The sequence below is a fragment of the Glutamicibacter sp. AGC84 genome (assembly GCF_053543575.1).
This window is the reverse complement of the sequence record NZ_JBLVOC010000013.1, coordinates 66,868-69,721: the sequence shown is the minus strand read 5'-3', so window position 1 is coordinate 69,721 and position 2,854 is coordinate 66,868. Positions and strand designations below refer to the sequence as shown.

The 2,854-nt window shown below is 62.0% G+C and carries 3 protein-coding genes; 1 reads left to right on the top strand and 2 read right to left on the bottom strand.

The features are described 5' to 3' along the window. Positions 1–40 precede the first annotated feature (40 nt). Together ACNPN0_RS08640 and ACNPN0_RS08635 are read right to left on the bottom strand one after the other, a co-directional pair. Positions 41–721, bottom strand: a complete 681-nt coding sequence (locus tag ACNPN0_RS08640) for a response regulator transcription factor (RefSeq protein ID WP_105658784.1) — start codon at positions 719–721, stop codon at positions 41–43. Further along, positions 718–1,932, bottom strand: coding sequence for a sensor histidine kinase (locus tag ACNPN0_RS08635; protein WP_448937434.1), 1,215 nt, complete (start codon positions 1,930–1,932; stop codon positions 718–720). Before ACNPN0_RS08635 ends, ACNPN0_RS08640 begins: the two co-directional genes overlap by 4 nt. A gap of 227 nt (positions 1,933–2,159) precedes the next feature. On the opposite strand from ACNPN0_RS08635, the gene phoU reads away from it, so the two are divergent. After that, entirely contained in the window at positions 2,160–2,813 is a 654-nt protein-coding gene (gene phoU, locus ACNPN0_RS08630; protein WP_332727721.1) for a phosphate signaling complex protein PhoU, read from the top strand. The last annotated feature ends 41 nt before the right edge of the window (positions 2,814–2,854 follow it).

The window sequence follows — 2,854 nt, the reverse complement described above, 5'->3', positions numbered from 1 at the left end:
ATTCTGCCCGAGGCTCTTGGCGTATCCTGGCTCTTTGGCTTTAGACCACGAACTTGTAGCCCAGCCCGCGCACGGTCACCAGGCGTTCGGGGACCGCCGGGTCGACCTCGATCTTGGAGCGCAGGCGCTTGACGTGCACATCCAAAGTCTTGGTGTCCCCCACGTAGTCGCTGCCCCAGACGCGGTCAATCAGCTGGCCTCGGGTGAGCACGCGACCGGCGTTGCGCAACAGCATTTCCAGCAGCTCGAATTCCTTGAGCGGCATGGATACTTCGGTGTTGTCGACCGAAACCACGTGGCGTTCCACGTCCATGCGCACCGGACCGGCGGTGACCACATTGCTGATCAGTTCCTCGCCTTCGCCCTGGCGGCGCAGCACAGCACGGATGCGGGCCAGCAATTCGCGGGAGGAGTACGGCTTGGTGACGTAGTCGTCGGCGCCGAGCTCCAGGCCGACGACCTTATCGATCTCCGAGTCCTTTGCGGTGAGCATGATGACCGGGACCTGGCTGTTCAGGCGGATCTGGCGGATCACCTCGGTTCCGGGCTGGCCCGGGAGCATCAGATCCAGCAACACCAGGTCTGCGCCATGGCGTTCGAACTCGGTCACGGCCTTCAGGCCGTCGTCGGCGATCCGGACTTCGAAACCTTCGCGTTCCAGCAGGTAGGACAGCGGGTCAGAGAGCGATTCCTCGTCCTCAACGATCAATATGCGGGTCATCGGCGTCCTCCTTCACGATCGGACGCATTCGCCTCGATCGTTCGTTCCTTCATCGTCTGGCCGGCAAGCACATTGCTGGTCGCCGGTTCTTCGTCCGCTAGGGGAAGTCTTAGGGTAAATGTGGATCCGTGGCCCGGCTGCGACCACAGCGACACTTCGCCGCCGTGGTTGGCCAGCACGTGCTTGACGATGCTCAGCCCCAGGCCCGTGCCCCCGGTCTGCCTCGAACGTGCGGAGTCCACGCGGTAGAAGCGCTCGAAAACGCGTTCCTGCTCTTCGGCCGAAATCCCGGGTCCCTGGTCGGTGACCGAGATCTGCGCATAGCCATCACGCTGCCGGATGCCCACGCCTACCGTGGTGTTCTCCGGAGAGTAGCGGATGGCATTATCGATCAGGTTGCGGATCGCAGTCATCAGCAGGTCCGCATCGCCCAGGATCGGCTCCTCGAGATGTCCGCCTACGGTAATGGCGATGCCCTTTTCTTCGGCAATCAGGTGGCTGCGGTCAACTGCCTCGGCCACGACGCTGTCGATATTCACTTCCTGGCCCTGCACGATGGCATCGGATGCCTGCAGGCGGGAGAGCTCGATAATGTCCTGGACCAGGGCGGCCAGGCGCCGCGATTCCTTGTCCATCCGGGTGGAGAAGCGGCGTACCGCCTTGGGGTCATCGGCAGCCTCGGTAATGGCCTCGGCCAGCAGGCCGATCGCGCCGACCGGAGTCTTCAGCTCGTGGGAAACGTTGGCCACGAAGTCGTTGCGCATCGCTTCGGTACGGGTGATTTCGGTACGGTCGTCGGCCAGCAGGAGAATGTACTCGTCGCCCAGCGGTGCCACGCGCACATGGACAATCAGCTGCCCGGCACCCAGCGTGGAGCGTTGCAGCTCGTACTGGCTTTCGGCAATCACGCCGTCGGCGCGAACCTGCCGCACCAGCGAGAGCAGTTCATTGTGGACGAGCGTGTGCCCTCGCACCAGTCCGTAGGCGTAGGAAGCGGGGTTGGCTCGAACCACCCCGTCGACGTCATCAAGGATCACGAAGGCGCGTCCAATGACCGACAGGACGGCGGCGGCTCCCTCGGGGAGCACGGGTTCGTCGACCTGTGGCAGCTTCGGGGAGCGGTTCTGGGAAAGCCGGAAGGCGATGACGCCAACGATCCCCAGAGCCAGGCCGAGGACGCCGGCTATAAGAGTCGAGATCACTTCGTTCACATCTTTAGACTAGCTTCACCTTTGGGTGGCACCGGCCCTAAATGACGTGATTTAGTCGATTTCGGCGCGCTGTTCACCAAACGTTCACCTTTCGTGGCATATTCGTTAATCACCCGCTGACAAGCTGGAGCAAGACCCTCCACCATGCCACAAAACTGTTTCGGGGCGGTTGGCTGCCACGGCAGTCCACCATCCGGCATGGATACCGACACTCGAAAGGAACTGCTGTGCGTAAGGTATTTCAAGCAGACCTGCAGCAAATTGGCGAAGAACTCATTGAGATGGCCAACCAGGTCGCAACCGCAATGGATCGAGCTTGGGATTCGCTAGCCAACGTCGACGTCGACCTGGCCCAGGAAGTCATCGCAGCGGACGCGAAGATCGACTTCCTGCAGAACCAGCTCGATGAGCGCGCTATCGATACCTTGGCTTTGCAGGGACCGGTAGCCAGCGATCTGCGCATGATCGTCGGTTCGCTGCGCATGAGTGCTTCGCTGGAGCGCATGGGCGACTTGGCACGCCACTTGGCGCAGCTGGCCCGCCTGCGCTTCCCCAACCCGGCAATCCCAGCCAGGATTTCCGACACCTTTGCCCAGATGGCAAAGATCGATATTGACATCGCCAAGGCCGTTGCGCGTTTGCTCGACACCCGCGATCTGCAGATCGCTACCGAAATTATCGAGCTGAACCACCAGCTGGATCGCTTGCACTCCAGCGTCTTCACCCAGGTCGCGGCCGACGACTGGGATGCCAATGCACCCACCACCGTGGACGTATCGCTGACCAGCCGCTACCTTGAGCGCTTCGGCGATCATGGTGTGTCCGTAGCTCGCAAGGTCACCTATCTGGTGACCGGCGAATGGGACCCCACCGAGATCTAGGTCCGCGGACCCAAGCTATAAGGCTGCGCCCTGGGGGGGGC

What these genes read in the sequence shown, in the direction of transcription:
- ACNPN0_RS08640 (WP_105658784.1), bottom strand. Translation starts at nt 721, where the DNA reads ATGACCCGCATATTGATCGTTGAGGACGAGGAATCGCTCTCTGACCCG.